An 18,282-nucleotide genomic window follows, 5' to 3' on the forward strand; every position below is an offset into this window, starting at 1 on the left:
GGCCAAGAGCGTTTGCAGCTCCCGAACGACCTCGAACAGTGAGGTCAGGCGGCCGCCCGGCGTTGAGGTCGCCGCAGTCGTTCCAGGGTCAGGAAGCCGTGCGCGACGGAGACGAGGGTTGTGTGGTGGTGCCAGCCGGGCCAGGAGCGGCCTTCGAAGTGGTCTAGGCCGAGGGCGTCTTTGAGCTCGCGGTAGTCCTGCTCGATCCGCCAGCGCAGCTTCGCCAGCGCGACGAGGTCCGCGATCGGCGTGTCGTCGGGGAGGTCGCTGATCCAGAAGTCGGTCGGGGCGCTCTTGCCTTCGGGCCACTCCGCCAGCAGCCACCGGACCGGCAGATTGCCGTCTGCGTGGGCGCTGCGCAGCTTGATGTTGCAGAGCTTCACGCGGATCGCGGTGAAGCGCGAGGCCAGCTCGCCCTTGGTGCCCTGGCGCCAGCAGATCCGCAGATAGGCGTCCTCGCCGACCTCGGCCGCCAAAGCCGCGACGCTGCTGAACGGTCGGCGGTAGCGCGGCGCGGGCGGCCGTCCTTTGCCGGCGTAGGTCGGCGTCTGCGGCTCGGTGCTGGCCGGGAGCGCCGACGTGGTGCCCTTGACGTCCAGCACGTAGCGGATGTCGCGCTCTTCCAGGCCGATGCGCAGCTCCGTCACGTCACCGTAGGCGGCGTCGCCGAGCACCGGCGGAGCCTGCAGCCCCCACGCCTGAAGCTCGTCGATCATGTCCAACGCGAGCTGCCACTTCGGCCGATGCACGACGTCGTCGGGGACTTTGCAGCCGGCGCGGCGCGGGTCCTCGTTCCACGACTCGGGCAGGAACAGACGCCAGTCGATCGGGCACGACGCGTGCACGGTGGCGGCGGTGATCGAGACCCCGATCTGGCAGTTGCCGACCTTCCCCAAAGCGCCGGAGTACTGGCGCGCCACGCCGACTGACTTGTCGCCGAACTTCGGAAAGCCGGTGTCGTCAATCACCCAAGCCGCCGGCACGATCGCCTCGCTGAGCCGGACCGCCAAGCGCTTACGCACCGGTTCCCACCGCCACGGCGACTGGTTGACGAACTGCTGCAAGCACTGCTCATCGCCATCTTCCAGGCGGGCAGCCATCGGCTCGATGCTCTTGCGCTTGCCATCGAGCATCAACCCCCGCAGATACACGCCGCCCCACCGCCGCTGATCGCGACGCACCATTGGCTCGAACATGTCCTCCGCGAACGCCTCAAGCCGCGGCCGCACCCGCGCCAGCTGCTTGTCCGAGAGACCGGCCACCGACCCGATCTTGACCTGCCCCGCCGACGAACTCATGCACAAGAAGTTCGCCAAGACTCCATAACCTCCTGCAACAACCTAACGGAGCACTACTAGACAGGTGTTGATCGACTCGGAGGCCCACATGCTTCGTCGCACCATCACCGTCCTGCTGTTCCTCATCGCGCTGTTTCTGCCCGTAGCGGTCGCCGCGCCTCCGGCTTCTGCCAACGGCTACGACCTCCACGCCTGCGACGCCACTTGGAGCTCACCGGCCAATAACGCGTTTGCCGCGGTCGCCGATCCTGGGATGACCGCGTACAGCGAATGCCCGGCCGGGAAGGGCATGGTCGTTCGGAACGTCTACGACGGCGGCACGACCAGCGCGTTCCAGGGTGCGTATCTCATCCTCGACGCCCCCACCGGGACCAGCATCGGGTCGATCGACTTCGACGCTGGCTATCAGCGTCACGATTGCTCGTACAACGTCGCGCTCGTCGCCAGCGGGCCGGACTTGGGAGGGCACGACGTCTGGGGTACGGGTCCCGGCCAAGGATGCGACAGCTTCGAGACACCGGGCGAGGGGAACTTCTTCCCGAACCGATGGTCCGCGAGCGTGGGGCCAGCCGGCTGCGGATGGAAGTCCGTTGTGGGGCGGCGTCGTGTTCCCGCAGCGGCGTCGCGGCGGTTCGTTTGCGCAACGTCGTCGTGCACATGACCGACGGTGCCGCGCCCTCGTTCGCGAACGGGCGCGGTGCGCTCATGACCTCCGACGGCTGGCTCTCGGGAACGCAGAGCGTCGGCTTCGACGCGAACGACGGGTCCGGGGTCCAGGAGGCAACCGTGCTCCTCGACGGCAAGACCGTCGCCCAGCACAGCGCGAGGTGCGACTTCACCCAGCGCTCGCCCTGCCCGCAGGCGACGGTGAATGAAACGTTCCCGACCGCGGGACTTGGGGCGGACGGTGACCACGTCGTAGTTCTGCGCGCGACCGATGCTGCGGGCAACGCTGCGACGGTGAGCCGCACGGTGCATATCGACAACACTCCTCCGGACGCGCCGTCCGCCCTCACGGTCGATGGTGGTGACGGTTGGCGCCAGACGAACTCGTTCGACGTTCACTGGACGGCGCCGGCACCGCAGGCGGCGGCGCCGATCGCCGCAGCCTCCTGGCAGCTGTGTCCTACGGGAGCGACGACGGGCTGCGTGAAGGGCACCCAGGCGGGCGCCGACATCACATCGCTGACCGGCCTCCGGGTCCCCGCGCCGGGAGCTTGGACGCTGAGTGTCTGGCTCGTCGATGCTGCCGGGAACCAGGATCAGCGGTTGGCGGCTCCGCCGGTCACGCTGCGATTTGACGATACGAGCCCGGTCGTCGCGCTGGAGCCGTTGAGTGCCGATGACCCGACGCTCATCACAGCCCCGGCCACCGACTCCGGGTCGGGCATCGCCGGCGGCACGATCTCGATCCGGCGGATGGGCTCCACCACCTGGACCGCACTTCCCACGACCGTCGATGGCGGCGCGCTCGCCGCGCGCCTCGACGACGAGCACCTCGCTGACGGGACCTACGAACTGCAGGCGGTGGCTCAGGACGCGGCCGGTAACCAGCGAGCGGCCACGACGTTCACCGGCGGCCAACCAGCGCAGATCACGCTGCCGCTGCGGCTGAAGACGCGGCTGCGCGCGGGCGTCGTGCAGCGGTCGGGGCATCACGTCCGTCTGGTGCGCGCGGCGTACGCAGGCTACGGACGGCTCGTCCGAGTACGAGGACGTCTGACGACGCCGGAGGGGAACCCGATGCAGGGTGTGCCGGTCCAGGCATACAGCCGGGTCCGCGACGCCACGTCGCCGCCAAGGCTCATCGCGACAGTCACGACGTCGAAGACCGGGCGCTTCTCGTTCCTCGTCCGTCGCGGTCCGAGCCGCTCGATCCAGATCAGGTATGCCGGCGCCGCGCAGATCCGCAGCGCGACGCAGCAGGTCATTCTGAACGTCCGGGCCGCCACGTCGATCCGGCCGGACCGTCACTCGTTCGTCAACGGCGAGACGGTGCGCTTCACCGGGCGCGTGCGCACGGGACGGATCCCGGAGAAGGGCAAGCTCGTGGCGCTCGAGGTGCTGGTCCGCGGCCGGTGGCGGACGTTTGCAACGACTCACGCGTCGCGGCGTGGCCGCTGGCGGTACGACTATCGCTTCGACGGGACGCGTGGTCTGCAGCAGTATCGGTTCCGCGCCGCTCTCCCGCGTGAGGCGGGGTATCCCTTTGCCGCAGGTGGATCGCGGATCGTCCGCGTCCGGGTCCGCGGTGTCTGACGATGAGGAGACGTTCATGACGCGCCTGAAGTCCCGACTGACCTACGCCAACGTGACTGCGAGCATCGCGCTGTTCGTCGCGCTCGGTGGAAGCTCGTACGCCGCACTCTCGCTGCCGCGCAACAGCGTTGGGACCAATCAGATCCGAACCGGAGCGGTCGGCTCGAGCGAGATCCGCAACCACTCCGTCGCGCTCCGCGACATGAGCAGCGGCGCGCAGCGCGCACTCCGCGGCGCGATAGGGCCCGCCGGCCCCGCCGGCCCTACGGGACCGCCGGCGGCGCGCGACTTCGAGGTCGTCAGTGGGGCGGGAGCCCTCATACGGGGGACGGCCGTGAGCGGCGGCCGGGCTGGGTCGCCGGGGACCTACACCGTCGCCTTCGCCGCGCCGACGACCGCGTGTGCGGTGACCGCCTCCCTCGGGTCCACGGACGCGACCGTGGTCCCAGCGGGACGCGTCACCACGAGCGTGCAGGGCGGCATGATCGGCGTCCAGACCTACGACGCGGCCGGCGCGCCGGCCGACCTTCCCTTCAATCTCATCGTCGCCTGCTGAGCCGCGCGACGACGCTTAGGCCGGAGGTGCCGTCCCGCGGCGCCGCCGGCCTTCCCGGCCCACGTCGTCCACAACGACATCCTCAACGGCGAGAACCCGCGCGGCTCGCTGCCGGCCCGATACGCGAACCGATGGGGGAGCCCAGACCGATCGCGCGGTAACCGCGCGAGCTGGAGCGGCGCTCTGGTGCGCCGGCTGTGGGGCACGTCGGTGCACGAGATACCCAGACGGCGCGGGACCAGGGGGGCGCGAGCACCGGTGCCGCGACGAGGCCAGATCGCCGCGAGCCGCGTTCCGACGTTCGGGCACAGCAGTCGACGCGCTGGCCCCGCTGAGCCCCCGGTAGGCGCGGCCCGGGGCCCGCCGTTGTCAGATAGCCGACAGGGGTCGCAAAGTCACCCTGGGGTGTTTGGTCGCTCGCACGCCTAGACCTCCGATGCTTCACCTCGGTCCTCGCTACCTCCGCACTGTCGAGATCTGCGGTCAGCCCGCCGCGCTTGAGCCGCTCACGCTCCCCGGCAGGCGTCCCGACCTGTCGAGCATCGCGGCCGGGGTGCTGTGCGTCGGGTTTGTGGCGGGCACTGTCGCGCTCGGGAGCGTCGTCCTCCGGCATGGGCCCGGGACGACCGCTCGGGTGGCGGACTCGCGGACGTCCCCGGCGGCGCCGGTCATCACCGGCGCGGTGGTGCACGACCCGCGGGTCGTGCCGAACCGCCGTCGCCGGGGCGGGCGGCGCCCGCGACGTCACGCGCCCCGGAGGCCACGACGCCAGCGAGCCACGCCCGAGCCGGACAAGGTCCGACGGGCGCGCCCGATCTTGCCGGTCGCACCACCCGCGCCGCCTATCGCTCCGCCGCAGGCCCCGCGCTCGCCGGCGCCGCCGCCTTCCGCCGCGCCCCGGGTACGCGGTGGCGTGATCGATCGGGAGTTCTTCTGAGATGGACGCGCTTCCGCAGATCCCGCTTCGCGTCGTCCGTGCGAGTGGCCGGGCCCCCCGTGTCGCCCTGCTCGCAGCCTGCGCGGTGCTTACCGTCGGCGGCGCGCTGCGCCTCGTGTCGCCGCCTGCTGCCCGGACGATCCGCACGGTCGCCGTCGGGCCCCGCGGCTACGTCGCGCAAGAAGGTCTCGCTCAGCGATTTGCGATGGCGTACCTGACGCTCCAGCCGGGGCGCGAAGACGTCCGGAACCGTCGGCTTGCGGCACTCGGATTCGCCGATCCGCAGGTGGCTGAAGACCGGGCGGGACGCGTCATCCGGCGTGTGGTCTCGACCGTCGTGTTGGCTGCGGTCCCGGAAGGCGGCGGCGTCGTACGCGTCACCGTCGGTATCGACGACGGGCAGGACTGGACATATCTCGCGGTGCCGGTCCGCAGCGCGTCGGGCCGGCTCTCGGTCCCGACGAGCCCGGCGGTCGTGGGGCCCCCTCCGGTCGAGTCCGACCCGCTCGCCCCGAGCGAGGACGAGGTCCAGGACTCGGGCCTGAAGCAGGTCGCGACTCGCGTCGTCGGCCACTACCTGGCCGGGGATCGCAGCGATCTCGAAGCCGACCTCGTCGCTGGCGCGTCGCCGGCGCTGCCCGCCGCGGGCTGGCGTCTGGCGACGGTCGACGCGGTCACCTGGGTCGTGCCTTCGCGTCGAGTCGCCGCGGTCGTCGAGACCACGGGCCCGGCTGGCCTGCGGCTGACCTTTCGCTACGAGCTTGCCGTCGTCCGCCGCGGCGGGCGGTGGCTCGTCTCCGCCGTGTTCACCACCCCCAATCCCAAGGAGCAGACCAGATGACCAGCCAGCTCGCCTCCGTCCTCGCGGCGGCCTCGACCACGAACTTCGGACACAACCTCGGCGAACAGGCGAAGGGCCTCGCGGTCGCGTTGTTCCTCGCGGTCGCGGGCCTCGTCGCGTTGCCGGTGCTCGGCCGCCGCGACGTCAATGGCGGCGTCGTCCTCGCTCTCCTGGTCATCGTGCTCGGTGGGTTCGTGTTCGCCCAGGGGAGCGTGCAGCAGGTGATCGTGTCCCTGTGGCGCTCGATGGTCGTCTGACAGGCCGCCATGGAAGACGATCGCCTTCGCCTCAGGTCCTACCGGCTCGCGTTCGAGCTTGAGCGTCGCATCCATCGGATCGACACCTTCCAGATCCCGCTGCCCTACGGCTTGCCGCTGACCGCCCTCGGGTGGGGGACAGGCGTCCTTGTGCTCATGGTGCTCGCCTCCGGACTACCGGGGGTGGGCGCGGTGCTGGCAGGGCTGCCCTGGCCGCTGCGCCTTATCTTCGTCCCCGGGCTGGCGGCGCACCTGCTCTGTCGTGAAGGCTCAGACGGTCGGCCGATCCACGAGTGCCTGCTGGCACGGGTGGCCTTCCTCGCACGCCGGCACCACCGGGTCGGCCTGCGGGCACTGTGCCGAGCCGCACCCCCGGCGGTAGCGGTTCCGTGCGTGCCGGACGAGCGCACGGATGTGTATCGCGCGGGGGTGGTGCGCGGGCCCGCCGCCGTCGCGCTGCGTCAGCCGGCGCGCGTCGAGCTCGGCCACACCGCGGCACGACTCGCGCCACTCGGCGATCAGCCACTCCCAGTACCGCAGGAGCTGCGGCTACGCGAAGGCCAGCGGTTGGTGGTCGTGTGAGCCAGCCGCTGACCTTCGCGTACCGCAACGTCCTCTTCGGTCGCGATGCGCGCGATGCCTGGGCGCTCTTTCGCGTCCACACGAGCACCTACGCAGGCTTGTCTACGGCGGCGAAGATCGAGCAGCTCGGGCGGCTCGCCGCGTTCGCGTCGGCGGTGGAGTCGGACTTCCAGATCCTCCGAGTTACGCGGACATGGTCAGGCGCCGACTACGCCGAGGCCGCACGCGCGACGCTCGACGAGCTCCACGGCTTCCCGGCGAAGCTCGAGGACCTCATCGACGGCCACGCCCGCACGGTGGCCCACGACGCGGCCGCACGGCCCGAGGTCTTCCTCGTCGTGAGCCTTGCAGCGGAAGTCCAGTCGGCGAGCCTGCGCGGGATCGCCCAGCGGCTCGCCGGCGCCGTCGGGCTTGCCGACGCGCGCGGCATCTCGGCGGCGCAGCTGACCGACTGTCTGGATCGCGAGCGCCACGCCTTCGGACGCGCGGCGGACTACCTGGACGTCGAGCGCGCCTCGACCCACGAGCTTCAGTGGCTCCTCCGGCGTACCGCGCTGCGTGGTCTGGGTGAGCCGTGGCTTGACCGCTTCTGGCGCCCGCAGGCGCTCATCCTCGACCGAGATGACGAGGACGGCGGGCTGCGCTTTGAGCCGACCCACGCAGACCTCGTGTCGCTGCTCGACGTCCCGATGACCGAACGGCGCGACCACCTGGAGATCGGGGAGGCGGTCCAGACCGTCCTGATCGCGGGTGCACTCCCCGAGATCACGGTCTTTCCGGGTCGTCAGGCCGAGCTGCTGTTCAGCCCGCTTGAGGGTGTGGGCTTCCCGGTCGACGCGAGCTTCAGCGCCAGGGTCCTAAGCAACGAACGGGCTCTGGCACTCGTGCGTAAGCGCATCGTCGACGCCGACCACGCGTTCCGCGACGAGAGCCATGGCGACCACGGGCCGACCGCCCGGACGGCAGAGCGCCCGGACCTCGCGCGTGAGCTCGAGGAGCAGCTCAGCAGCACCGCGCGCCCGCCCTTGCTGCGCGCGCAGCTCAGCCTCGCGGTCAGCGCGCCGAGCATCGACGAGCTCGATGACCGCGTCCGGCTCCTGCGCCGCGAGTTCGCGCCGATCGCGCTGCACCGACCAAAGGACGTGCAGCTACGGCTCTGGCAGGGTCACCTGCCGGCCCAGCGCCCGTCGGTTCGCCGGTACGACGACGTGCTGCTGCCCGAGCAGTTCGGGGCGATGGTCCCGACCGCGACCCACGCGGTCGGTGCCCGCGCTGGTCTGCTCGTTGGGCACACGCTCTCGGGGTCACGGCAGCCTGTCCTGTTCGATGTCACCGAGGGTTCGCGGACCTCACGACCGCCGGCGGTGCTGTGCACCGGCACTCCTGGGTCGGGCAAGACGGTGACTGCGCAGCTGCTCGCCTACCAAGCGTTCACGTGCGGCTCCCAGGTCGTGGACCTCGATCCGAAGGGCGACCATCACCTGGCGAGCCTCGTCGGCGCCGAGCACGTCGAGGAGGTCGAGCTCTCCGCGTCCGGTGAGTTCCGCGGGATGCTCGACCCGCTGCGGATCGCACCGGAAGACCTGCGCGTCGAGCTCGCCTACTCGTTCCTGACCGAGCTGCTCCCGGCGCCGGTCCCGCCGCAGTGGCAGACCGAGATCCGCGCGGCCGTCGCCCAGGTCGCCGGCGACGGCGGCCAGAGCTGCGGCCTGGTCCTCGACGCGCTTGACCGCGGCGGCGAGGACGCCCGGGCCGCCGCGCACGCCATCGAGGTTCATGCCGCCTCAGGCCTCCTTCAGCTCGGCTTCGCGGCCCGAGAAACCGAGGCCGCCGCGCTCGGCACGCGTCCGGTGGTGAGCCTGCGGATCGCCAACCTCACGCTCCCAAGTCCCGGTACCCCGAAGATCGACCTGACCCAGGAGGAGCGCACCGGTCGCGCGTTGCTGCGGCTCCTCGCGGTCCAAGCGCTGCATCTTGCCGGCAGCGACTGGTCGCGGCACAAGGTCGTGATCGTCGAAGAGCTCTCGCAGCTCGTCGGCGACGCGATCGGGCTCGCGCTCATCCAGCGCATCGTGCGGATGTGCCGCAGCCAGAACGCCACACCGATCCTCGTCACCCAAGTCGTCGACGACGTCGCGGCCGTCGCCGACATGGTCGGCTGCTTCTTCGCGTTCGGGGTCGAGACCGACACAGAAGCGCGACGCGTCCTCACGCTCCTGGGCCTGGACCCGGAGGACCCGGGGCTCCGCGGCCAGCTGCGGTCCTTCCGTCGCGGCCGCTGCCTCATGCGCGACTACGAAGGGCGCGTCTCACCGATCCAGGTCGACCTCGCCGATCCCCACCTCCTCGACGCGCTCGACACCACCCCCCGGCGCGCGGCCCGATGAGACGCACCGCACTTGTGACGGCCCTGGTCCTGCTGAGCTCGCCGATCGCGATCGCCGGCGCCGCACAGCTGCGGACCGTGCCTGCAGACCCCTCAAAGGCACCACATGCGCATTCGACACCAGCGACTCCAGCCGTCGCGCCGACGGTGTCGGTCGGGGGTGGGGAGGACAGCACCGCCGACGCCGCCTACGGAGACCCATCGCGGGCGCTCGGCGCGCAGTCACCGACGTGCGCCTACGCGCTAGACGCCGAGAGCCGCCGGGCCTGCCGAGCGAGCGGGTCCCCGGCCCAGCCCCACCCACTCAGCGCCTACGGGCTCGACGTGCGGATCGGCTTCTCCGTCACCGACCCCGGAAAGACGTTCATGGGCGCGCTGCAAAGCCTCGGTGCCGGACTGTGGATGGGTCTGCTGTATCTGATGAAGGCGGTCCTGCTACTGCTGGAGTGGGCCTTCTCCCTCGACCTCACACGGCAGGCCATGCCCTCCGCGCGACGGACGCTCGCCCGGCTGCAGGGACAGGTGTTCGGCGATCCGTGGCTCATGCTCGCCATCACCCTCACCGGCCTCTGGGGTATGTGGCACGGCCTCGTGCAGCGTCGAGCGGTCGAGACGCTCGGAGGCGTCGCCGCGACCGTGGCGCTGCTCGTCCTCGGCCTCGTGGTCATCAGCCGGCCCGCCGAGACGGTCGGCCGCGCCGCCGCGTGGTCAAACGACGCCGGGCTCAGCGTCCTTGCGGCGGGGACGACCGGCACCGTCGACCAGCCGCGCCGTGCGCTCGCAGGCGCGTTGCGCGGGGTCTTTCAGAACACGGTGCGGAACCCGTGGTGCGCGCTCGAGTTCGGCTCCGTGAACTACTGCGACACACGCCTCGACGATCCCGCGCGACCGACCACCGCCGAGCTGTGGCTCGCCTACCCCGCGCAGTCCTGGCAGCGCGACCGCCTCCACGGCGCGATGAAGCCGCCAAAGAAGGGCGGCGGCTTTGACCCGATCGGGGCGGCGAAGAGCGTGCTCGGCATGACCGACAACCGCAAGCTCCCAGACAGTGTCACCAAGCTCGTCCGGCGCGACCCGGAGGCGGCGAAGATGCAGGAGGCCGGCGGCACGTTCCCGCGGATCGCGCTCCTCGGGACCGTGACCGTCGGGCTGCTCGGCGCGGTCGCCCTCTTTGCCTACATCGGGCTGAAGCTGCTGCTCGCCGCTGCGATGACGCTGCTGTTGCTCCTGATCGCCCCGGCGATGCTCATCGCCCCGGCGCTCGGCCAGAGCGGACGCAAGACGTTCATCGCCTGGGGCCAGCGGCTCATCGGCGCGATCATCGCCAAGCTCGTCTACGCCGTCCTGCTCACCGTCGTGCTCGCGGCCAGCGAGGTCTTCACCGGCCTTGACCTCGGCTGGTTTGGCACCTGGCTCATGCTCGGCGCGTTCTGGTGGGGCGTCTTCCTCAAACGCCACGACCTCACCGGGTTCGTGACAGCCGGCGCACCCTCCGTGCGGGGCGAAGGCACCGGTCACACCCTCTCGCAGGGCTACTACGCCTGGATGCTCGGCCGCAACCTGCGCCACGGAGCCGGCATGGCCCTGAGCCCGGCGCGCGGCGCCGCGCGAGCCGCAGTCGCCAGCCGGCGAGATGACCGGGCAGCGACCGCGGCGGCGCGCGCTGACATCGCCAGCGAGCACCTCGATGCCCAGGGGCGACGTGCCCTCGGTGCGGAGCACGCGGAGGCCGAGCAGATCACCGAGCGGCGCGGCGCGCTCCAGCATGAGCTCGCCGCCACCGACCGCCGGCTCCGCGGCTTCGATGAAGGCCTGGCGGCAGCACGGGCGACGAAGGCCAGCGCTCCAACGCCGACCGCCGAGCAGCGCGCGCTGCTGGCGCGGCGGACCGAACTTCGTGACCTGCTCGCGGCTCCAGAGGTCGAGCAGGCCGCGCAGCTGGTGCGGCACCGGCGGCGGACCGAAACGCTCACCGGCGAGCCCGTCTCGCAGCGCGACCTCGAGGTCTACCGTGCGCGACGTGGGCGCGAGCTCGACGCTGCGGCCGATCCGACAGACCCCCGTCACGTCGCCGCCGCAGGGATCGACTCAGCGGACTTCGCGGCGGCCGCGCCGGAGGTTCGCACCGAGCTCACCGAGCAGGTCACCCGGCACCTTGAGCGCGAGCGCGCGCAGCACGCCGCCGCCGGCGGCGAGCCGCATAACTGTGGTGGCGGGATGCCGTGGGTCGATCCGGACGAGCTCCGCCGGCGCACCGCCGAGCACCGCGCACGTATCCGCGACGAGCGCCGCCGGCGCCGCGCGGGGGAGGGGGTGTACCGCCCACGATGAGACGCGCCTCCCTCATCGTCCCGGTGGTTGTCGTCGCCGGGTTCGGGCTGTCCGCGGTGATGCTTGGCGGCTGGTTTCTCCTCGCCGCAGGCGCCACCGGCAACGCGGGGTGCGCGGAGACCGCGTCCCTCAAGAGCGACGAGATCCCGGCCGAGCTCGCGCCGATCTTCGCTGGCGCCGCCGCGCAGTACGGCTTCGGCCCGGACGGGGCGGCGATCCTCGCCGGGCTCACCAAGGTCGAATCTGACTTCGGGCGCAACCGGTCGACATCGAGCGCCGGCGCCGTGGGTTGGACGCAGTTCCTCCCCGACACCTGGCGCACCTACGGCGTGGATGCCGACGGCGACGGGCGACGCGACCCGCAGGACGCCGCCGACGCGATCTACAGTACCGCGAACTACCTCCGCCACCTCGGCGCCCCCGGTGACTGGCACCGTGCGCTCTTCGGCTACAACCACGCCGACTGGTACGTCACCAAGGTCCTCAACACCGCCAGGCAGCTCACCGCCCAGGGCCCGTCCGCGAGCCCCGTGATCGCGGAGACGTGCGGGACGGCTCCGGTGGCAATCGGCGGGCCGGTGCATCGCGTTTTCGGCGGCGGGCGACTCGTGCCGATCCCGGGCGCGGCGGGTATCACCGTCGACGAGCGCATCCTCCCGGACCTCCTCGCGCTCCAAGCCCGCTACCGCTTCAAAGTCACCGCCGGGTACGCCCCGACCGGGCACGCCGCAGACGGCGAGCACCCGCTCGGGCTCGCCGTCGACCTCGTCCCCGGCCCTGGCGGAAGCTGGGATGACATCGACGCACTCGCGCACTGGGCCGAACCGATCCAGAACCGACCGCGCCCACCGTTCCGCTGGGTCGGCTACGACGGTGACCCCGGACACGGGCGCGGCAACCACCTGCACCTCTCCTGGCGACACGCACCCGCCCCACCCGGCGCACGCCCAGTCACCTGGGTCCAAACCCTGGCAGGCGCACGATGAGACGCGCGGCGCTCGGGTGCCTTCTGCTCACTGCTCCGCTCGCGGCGCTCCATCCCCGGGCGGCGATCTGCGCGGTCGTGCTCTGCACCGCACTGGCCCTCGTCGCTCGCCTTGAGGTCGCGATCGCCGTCTGCGTCGTCCTTCTGATCGGTGCATCCCTCGGCCTCCGCATCGACGCGGCGCCCCACAGCCCACCACCACCACCACCACGAGCAGGCCACCAGCGATGACCACGAAGAACGACCCCGAACCGATCGAAGGCCTCGGAACTATCGCCGCCGTCGTCGTTGGGGCGCTCATCGTCGCCTGGCTCATCCCGGCGGCCGTCACCCTCGCGTACGTCGGGAAGGGGCCACACCTCAGCGTCTTCCAAGCCGGGGGCGCTGGCCTGCGTCTGCTCGCGGGCGGACACCTCGCCGACCCGGCATCGGCGTACCCAGCTCTCACCCAGACCCGCATGCCGACCGCCGCCGCCTGGTGGGCGGCCGCCGGGGCCTTCGTCGTCGTATGCGGCTGCGTCGTCACAGCGCTCGTGACGAAGGTCGAACCCGCGATGGCGCGCGATCGACTCGGACGACGCCCCTACGACTGGCGCGGGTCACGCCCGCGCGCGTGGGCGCGCCCCCGCGACCACCGTGCCGGCGCGCACGGCGGGGCTCGTCGCGGCTTCGCCGTCGGCCGCATCGACGGCCGCCCGCTCTTCACCGACGAGGAAGCCCACGTCACCGTGATCGCCCCGACCCGCGCGGGAAAGACCACACGATGCGTCGTGCCATGGCTACTCGAACACGACGGCCCGACAGTCGTCACCAGCACCAAACGCGACGTGCTCGAACTCGCCGCCGGTCGCGCCCACGAGGAGCGGAAGGTCTGGGTCTTTGACCCGTTCTCCGACGACTCAACGTCATGGACACCGATCGCCGGCTGCGAAGAGTGGTCCCACGCCCTTCGTCAAGGACAGTGGCTCGCCGATGCGACGACCGACGGCGACTCCTCAGTCGCTCGGTACTGGCAAGGCGAAGCGGCAAAGCTCCTTGCGCCATTGCTCCACGCCGCGGCGCTTGAGCACGCCGACCTCGACCGCGTCCTCGAATGGGTCGACACACAGGACACCCAGGCACCGATGGTGCTGCTCGCCGGAGCCCGAGCGATGCCCGCCGCCCGACAGCTCCGCGCCGTCGCCGACCTCGACCCCCGCAACCGCGGCACCACCTACATGTCGGCCGGGTCCGTCCTCGCCGCCTACCGCTACCCCGAAGTCGCCCGCCACCTCGGCCACGACTTCAACGTAGACGCCTTTCTCGGCTCCCGCGACGACACGTTGTTCCTGATCGCAGCGGAGCGCCACCAAGCACTGCTCGCGCCCGTGATCGTCTCCCTCATCTCGTCGCTCATCCACACAGCCATCGAGTCCGGCGAGTTCCGCAACGCCGATCGGCGTCTGCGGATCCTGCTCGACGAGGCCGCCAACATCGCCCCACTGCACGACCTCCCGCGCATGCTCTCGCAAGCCGCCGGACACGGCGTCCGCATCGCCACCATCTGGCAATCGCTAGCTCAAATGCGCGAGCGCCACGGCCACGGCGCCGAGACCATCCTCGCCAACTCCTCCGCCAAGCTCTTCATGGGATCGATCACGGACGCCCCGACACGCGCGTACATCACCGACCTCCTTGAGCCGTCCCGGGATCGACGGGGACTTCTGAAACAGGCATTCGGTCTGTTGAGAGGAAGTACGTGGTCATATGGCTCGTGGAAGGAAGTACCCGCCGGAGTTGCGTGAGCGGGCCGTCAAGACGGTGCTGGAGTCCGGGCGTCCGATCGCGCAGGTCGCCCGCGACCTGGACGTGCACAAGGAGTCGCTTCGGAACTGGGTGCGGCTCGCCGAGGCCGACGCCGGAACGCGCAGCGACGTGCTGAACACGGTCGAGCGCGACCGGATGCGTCTGCTCGAACGTGAGGTCAAGGAACTGCGGCGGCAGAACGAGATCCTCAAGGCCGCTTCGGTGTTTTTCGCCAAGGAGCTCGACGGGACCCCGCGGAGGTGAGCGCCTTCATCGAAAAGCAGCGGGCGGCCGGCTTCGCTGTCGAGCTCACCTGCCGCACCCTCGGGACCTCGCCCTCGGCGTTCTACCAGCGCGCGACCGGGGTGTTGTCGACCCGCGCGCAGGAAGACGCCGTGTTGCTCGAGCAAATCCGGGCGGTGTACCGCGCCAACTACGAGGCGTACGGATCGCTGCGCGTGTGGAAGGCGCTGCGCCGTCAGGGCGTGCAGGTCGGCCGCGGCCGCGTTGAGCGGCTCATGGCAGCGGACGGTCTGATCGGGGCCAAGCGCCGCGGCCGAGCGTGGAAGACCACGGTCGCTGACCCGGCCGGCTCAGGGCGACCGGACCTGGTCAACCGCCAGTTCACCGCGACCCGGCCGGACGCGCTGTGGATCGCCGACTTCACGTATCTAAAGTCGTGGGAGGGCGTGGGGTTCTTCAGCTTCGTCCTTGACGTCTACTCCCGCCGGGTCGTCGGCTGGCAGCTCGCCGGCCACATGCGCACCGACCTCGTGCTCGACGCGCTGAAGATGGCCTTGGGCACCCGCCGACACGGCGCCGATCTACAACTTATCCATCATTCGGACAGGGGATCGCAATACACGAGCTTCGACTTCACCCAAGCGCTCCTGGACAACGACGTGCTCGGCTCGCTCGGCTCGACCGGTGACGCGTACGACAACGCGATGGCCGAGAGCTTCGTGGACAGCTTCAAGACCGAGCTGATCCGCGACCGCGTCTGGCAAACCCGCACCCAACTGGAGCTCGCCGTTGTGGAGTGGGTCGGCTGGTACAACCACGACCGCCTGCACTCCGCGATCGGTCACATCCCGCCCGTCGAATTCGAGACCCTCTACGCGATACGGTCCGGCTCACCCCTCTCCCACTGACGAGAGAGGAAACCCAAACAACAAGTCTCCGTGAAACCGGGACGGCTCACCTCGGGGAGGAGACCAACACGGACAACTCACGGGGGAGACACCGCGTGACGTCGGCTGCCCTTCAGCAGGCGGAAGCCGGACGGGCACTCGTAATCAGCGGTTCGCGCCTACCGACCATGGTCCAGCTCGAGGCGGCGGGTGCGCCGCGCCCAAAACGCTGAGATCACGCGGGAGCAGCACTTTGCCTGCGGCCCGAGCGACAACACCGACGGGGTCCATGCCACGTCTAGCGCAGCCGGCGACCCACGGTTGGGCGGCTCCGTTACGGTCATATTGTGAGAGTCATTGGTGCGGTCCGAGCGGCAGCGGGCCAGCAATGAGGTTGATGGGTTATGCGTGTCGTCACCCGGAGCCGCCTGTCCGCGAGGCGTTCATCCCGCTGGGCGAGTTGACCGTACTGCTCGGTCCCAACGACTCCGGCAAAAGCACAATCTTGCGCGCAATCGTGCGCGACCTGGCCGGCGGTCATTTCGGCGCGGACGCCGAGCGAAATACGCTCATCGGAGGGGTCTTCTACGTCGAGGTCTCCGACGAAGATCTGAACGCCGTCATCCGCGAAGGAAGCCAGTGGCGCCGGCGTGGAGGGCATGGCGAGGTCCGAAGCGCGCAGCGCCCGCCCTGGGAGAGTGGACTGTGGTCGGTCAAGGACGAGGACGACCTGACCCGCGAGAGATTGCTGGACCTGCTCGGGCAACGTGCGACGAATGACACAGCGGTCCGAGATCGCATCGTCGCGCGGCTAAGCACTTCGCGGATCCTCGCAATCGAGTGCGCTGGGCGGAACGACGGCGGCCTGCGCGTCTGGAACGCCTATTGGTGCCTGCCGAACCTGGACGAGCTCGACCACGACGATTCCGCCGCCGTCAATGCGTCGGACGTCCAGCCCTACAAACGGCGTCGCGAGAAGGAAGCCGGTGGTCTCAGCGCCATCGGAGTGGGGACCTACCGCGTTTTTCACGGGACCCCGTCGCACCTTTACGTCCCTGGGGCCCCGGTTGCGATCGCTTCGCTTGGCGCCCTGTCGAGCGTCGGAATGCCTAGTGGCCTCGTAGCCCCCGCCGACTTCGCCGAGCTTCGTGACGCCGTCAGCACCAGCTCCACCGCGATGATCAACATGATGGTCCGCGGCATCGACGATGCGTCGAGGGACGACGAGTTCGACGCTCAGGAGGAGGCCGGACGTGCCGCACCGCGTGCGTGGCTCAACGAGCGCGATGGCTGGGTTGGCCTCTCGGACGAAGCCATAGCCGCGGCCGACTTCGTCTCCAGGGCGGCGACGCGACTCCTGCCGTCCTTCCTGGCTGACCGCTATCGCATCGAAGTGGTGATCGCTGACGTCGACGAATGGTTCGCCGCTGACCCGCTCCGGGTGATGATGCGACCCCCGTCCCCTGTGGGCTTGATCGAAGACTTCCCGATCGAGGATGTAGCCGACGGCTACCGCGTTTGGGTGCAGCTGGCTCTTCTCAATGCTCTGGAGGACGCCAGCCGGGTAACCCGCTTGCTCGGAGAGGTTGCTGGGGACGTCTACGACCAGCACATCGAGGCGTCACATGCGTATCAGGAGGGCCGCGGCGAGGACGGCGACGCCGCCAACGAGGCGGCACGGGATTCGGAGCGCAGATTTGACGCCGTGGTGAACGAGCTCAAAGCCCTCGAGGCCAGCACCGGGGACGGCTGGGTTAGCGGTGATCTCGAGCACGCGCTCCAAGACGTGCCGGGCGACGATTGGACGCGACGCGGCAGCCGAGATCGGAGGTTGCTCGTTGTCGACGAGCCAGAGCGCCACCTTCAGCCCCGGCTGCAGCGTGAGGCGGCCAAGTGGCTCGGCGAACTGGCAGCTCGGCGCCACGCCCCGCTGCTAGTCGCAACCCACTCGTCGGCCTTCCTCACGCTGCCCGGCGACTCTGCAACCTACGTCTCGGTGCACCGCTCCGCAGAAGTGCTGCGGGTTGGCTCGTTCGATCCTAGATGGTTCGTTCCACGGCGGGGGCGGAGGAGTCGGGTAGGCAGGTGACATAAGCAGGCAGGTCGAAGTCGGCGGTGCTATCTCGCCAACGCCGACCCTGGGGGCCTCGATGGACGCCGACCTCGACCTGCTGCTGATCGCTGTTTACTGCACCTGCGACGATCTCCTGCCTGCGAAGGGCAAGAACGCCAAACGGATCACTGAGGCCGAGGGCGTCGTGCACGACGACGACGCCGGGCCACGGTCCGTCGCCGGGAGGGACTGCGAGGTGAGCCGGTCGTGGGCCGGCGGCGGAGGCATAGGTGAGATCAGCCATCACAGCTCCTTGCAGTCGACGCTCGCGGGTCGCGCGTCCGTCGGACTCCGCAGTGAACGTCGCGGCTCACGGCTGACGACAACGCCGGTCGTGACCGGGCGCCCGAGGTCGCGCGATGCCGTGCTGGTGCGCTGTCCGGGGCCGTGTTCATCGCGGTTGACGGGACACGGCGCGGCTCCGACGAATCTCGGAGCGATGGCGGGAAGCGCGTGGTCCTTGTTGCGGCGGTCGGCCGTCCGGTGGGAATGTACTGAACGGTGGGGTTCAGGTGATCCGGTCCGGTTGAGCGTGGCGCGAACGCTTCTCACCGCGATGGGCTTATCCGCGGGGTACGCGGGCGGCGAGGGTGACGTGGTAGCCGTCAGAGCGTGGGGTGGTGCGGATCGACTCGATCGCGATCCGTGGATCGGAGAACAGCGTGAAGGTGAGGAGGTTCCCGAGGAGCGGGAGGGTGGGGCTGGCCACGAGCGCGCCGTCCTGGGCGGACACGACGGCGTCGATGCCGACCTGGGCGCCGAGGATGTCAGCAGTGGTGCGGACGACGAGGTGGCCGGCCGAGCCCCGACGGGCGTTCATCG

The 18,282-nt window shown here is 70.3% G+C and carries 16 protein-coding genes; 14 read left to right on the forward strand and 2 right to left on the reverse strand.

Going from position 1 to position 18,282, the window contains the following annotated elements; genetic code table 11:
* Nucleotides 1–44: 44 nt before the first annotated feature.
* The gene (locus NBH00_RS07985; protein ID WP_254569724.1) at nucleotides 45–1,298 is read right to left on the reverse strand and encodes an IS701 family transposase; all 1,254 of its coding nucleotides are present in this window, start codon (nucleotides 1,296–1,298) and stop codon (nucleotides 45–47) included.
* Nucleotides 1,299–1,365: 67 nt separating this feature from the next.
* On the opposite strand from NBH00_RS07985, the gene NBH00_RS07990 reads away from it, so the two are divergent.
* The 14 genes from NBH00_RS07990 to NBH00_RS08055 all read left to right on the forward strand — a co-directional run bounded on the left by NBH00_RS07990 (nucleotide 1,366) and on the right by NBH00_RS08055 (nucleotide 17,436).
* The gene (locus NBH00_RS07990) at nucleotides 1,366–1,959 is read left to right on the forward strand and encodes a hypothetical protein (RefSeq protein ID WP_254572809.1); all 594 of its coding nucleotides are present in this window, start codon (nucleotides 1,366–1,368) and stop codon (nucleotides 1,957–1,959) included.
* Nucleotides 1,956–3,557 (forward strand): Ig-like domain repeat protein, encoded by a 1,602-nt coding sequence (locus tag NBH00_RS07995; protein WP_254572810.1) that lies wholly within the window; start codon nucleotides 1,956–1,958, stop codon nucleotides 3,555–3,557. Before NBH00_RS07990 ends, NBH00_RS07995 begins: the two co-directional genes overlap by 4 nt.
* Nucleotides 3,558–3,573: 16 nt before the next feature.
* Nucleotides 3,574–4,113 carry a hypothetical protein gene (locus NBH00_RS08000; protein ID WP_254572811.1) on the forward strand — a complete coding sequence of 180 codons (540 nt, stop codon included), beginning with the start codon at nucleotides 3,574–3,576 and terminating at the stop codon, nucleotides 4,111–4,113.
* 938 nt (nucleotides 4,114–5,051) lie between these two features.
* Nucleotides 5,052–5,891 carry a conjugal transfer protein gene (locus tag NBH00_RS08005; protein WP_254572812.1) on the forward strand — a complete coding sequence of 280 codons (840 nt, stop codon included), beginning with the start codon at nucleotides 5,052–5,054 and terminating at the stop codon, nucleotides 5,889–5,891.
* A complete protein-coding gene (locus NBH00_RS08010; RefSeq protein ID WP_254572813.1) occupies nucleotides 5,888–6,148 on the forward strand; it encodes a hypothetical protein in 261 nt (86 codons plus the stop codon). The genes NBH00_RS08005 and NBH00_RS08010 overlap by 4 nt, the downstream gene beginning before the upstream one ends.
* A 9-nt stretch (nucleotides 6,149–6,157) precedes the next feature.
* On the forward strand, nucleotides 6,158–6,730 hold the full coding sequence (locus NBH00_RS08015) for a TcpE family conjugal transfer membrane protein (RefSeq protein ID WP_254572814.1): 573 nt from the start codon (nucleotides 6,158–6,160) through the stop codon (nucleotides 6,728–6,730).
* Nucleotides 6,727–9,117: an ATP-binding protein gene (locus NBH00_RS08020; RefSeq protein WP_254572815.1), complete on the forward strand. Its 2,391-nt coding sequence runs from the start codon at nucleotides 6,727–6,729 to the stop codon at nucleotides 9,115–9,117. The genes NBH00_RS08015 and NBH00_RS08020 overlap by 4 nt, the downstream gene beginning before the upstream one ends.
* 323 nt (nucleotides 9,118–9,440) lie before the next feature.
* On the forward strand, nucleotides 9,441–11,447 hold the full coding sequence (locus tag NBH00_RS08025) for a hypothetical protein (RefSeq protein ID WP_254572816.1): 2,007 nt from the start codon (nucleotides 9,441–9,443) through the stop codon (nucleotides 11,445–11,447).
* A complete protein-coding gene (locus tag NBH00_RS08030; protein ID WP_254572817.1) occupies nucleotides 11,444–12,433 on the forward strand; it encodes a lytic transglycosylase domain-containing protein in 990 nt (329 codons plus the stop codon). Before NBH00_RS08025 ends, NBH00_RS08030 begins: the two co-directional genes overlap by 4 nt.
* Nucleotides 12,430–12,663, forward strand: a complete 234-nt coding sequence (locus tag NBH00_RS08035; protein WP_254572818.1) for a hypothetical protein — start codon at nucleotides 12,430–12,432, stop codon at nucleotides 12,661–12,663. Before NBH00_RS08030 ends, NBH00_RS08035 begins: the two co-directional genes overlap by 4 nt.
* Complete coding sequence (locus tag NBH00_RS08040) at nucleotides 12,660–14,216, forward strand: type IV secretory system conjugative DNA transfer family protein (protein WP_254572819.1); 1,557 nt, start codon at nucleotides 12,660–12,662, stop codon at nucleotides 14,214–14,216. The genes NBH00_RS08035 and NBH00_RS08040 overlap by 4 nt, the downstream gene beginning before the upstream one ends.
* Nucleotides 14,179–14,481 (forward strand): transposase, encoded by a 303-nt coding sequence (locus tag NBH00_RS08045; RefSeq protein ID WP_254569053.1) that lies wholly within the window; start codon nucleotides 14,179–14,181, stop codon nucleotides 14,479–14,481. Before NBH00_RS08040 ends, NBH00_RS08045 begins: the two co-directional genes overlap by 38 nt.
* Nucleotides 14,478–15,368 (forward strand): IS3 family transposase, encoded by an 891-nt coding sequence (locus tag NBH00_RS08050; protein WP_254569052.1) that lies wholly within the window; start codon nucleotides 14,478–14,480, stop codon nucleotides 15,366–15,368. The genes NBH00_RS08045 and NBH00_RS08050 overlap by 4 nt, the downstream gene beginning before the upstream one ends.
* 439 nt (nucleotides 15,369–15,807) lie before the next feature.
* On the forward strand, nucleotides 15,808–17,436 hold the full coding sequence (locus NBH00_RS08055; protein ID WP_254572820.1) for an AAA family ATPase: 1,629 nt from the start codon (nucleotides 15,808–15,810) through the stop codon (nucleotides 17,434–17,436).
* A 586-nt stretch (nucleotides 17,437–18,022) separates the two neighbouring features.
* Here the strand turns inward: NBH00_RS08055 and NBH00_RS08060 are convergent.
* The gene (locus NBH00_RS08060; protein WP_254572821.1) at nucleotides 18,023–18,280 is read right to left on the reverse strand and encodes a hypothetical protein; all 258 of its coding nucleotides are present in this window, start codon (nucleotides 18,278–18,280) and stop codon (nucleotides 18,023–18,025) included.
* Between the last annotated feature and the right edge of the window lie 2 nt (nucleotides 18,281–18,282).

It is taken from the genome of Paraconexibacter antarcticus, assembly GCF_024220175.1.
Taxonomy (GTDB): Bacteria; Actinomycetota; Thermoleophilia; order Solirubrobacterales; family Solirubrobacteraceae; genus Paraconexibacter; species Paraconexibacter antarcticus.